Below are 790 nucleotides of genomic sequence, written 5' to 3' on the forward strand. Positions count from 1 at the left end.
TTCGCCATTGGCTTGTGCGGGATTCAGTTCGATGCTGAAGCTGCCATCGGTGTTGGCAATGGCACTGCCAATCAGCGTGCCGTTGGCGTCATGCACTTCCACACGGGTGCCAGCAGGTGCGGTACCGGTGAGGGTGGTGCCATCAGCATCGATGGCCAGATTGCTCGGGCTGTCGGGCGCGGTGGTCAATGGTACGTCGTACTCGGTAGCCACCGAAGCATTGCCGCTTGGGTCGGTCTGCACCAGGCTCAACTGCTCGCCCGGCTGTGCGGCTGGGGCGAGGTCGATCAGGAAGGTGCCGTTGGCACCGACCACACCTGTGCCGATCACAGTGCCATTGGCATCACGCACTTCCACAGTGGCACCTGGTTCGCCGCGACCGCTCAGGGCCAGGCCGTCAGCACCAACTGAAATATTGGTTACTGCCTCAGGCGGTGTGATGTCCGGCGCATCGAATTGCAGTGGCGCCGAGGCGTTGCCGGCGGCATCCACCACGCGAATGTCCAGGGCTTCACCATTGGCCTGGGCGGGTAGCAGCGTGACGCTGAAGGTGCCGTCTTCGTTGACCAAGCCAGTGCCAATCAGGTTGCCGGCAGCATCGCGCACCTGCACGGTAGCACCAGGCTCACCGCGACCGGTGAAGGTGACGCCATCGGCCAAGGCTAGGTCAGTCGGTTGCGCGGGCGGCACCAAGTCAGCCGAGGTGACCGAGCCCGGTTGGGATACGTTGCCGGCGGCGTCGGTGAGGGTGACTTGCAAGGTGCTGCCGTCGTTGACGGCAGGGTCCAGG

General features: G+C 64.2%; 1 protein-coding gene. It reads right to left on the reverse strand.

Going from position 1 to position 790, the window contains the following annotated elements:
• The coding region (locus I8746_RS26855) for an Ig-like domain-containing protein (protein ID WP_259674214.1) at positions 1-790 on the reverse strand (790 nt) is incomplete at both ends.

Origin of the sequence: Pseudomonas sp. USTB-Z (assembly GCF_019691255.1) — a bacterium.
In the GTDB taxonomy this organism is placed as follows: Bacteria; Pseudomonadota; Gammaproteobacteria; order Pseudomonadales; family Pseudomonadaceae; genus Aquipseudomonas; species Aquipseudomonas alloputida.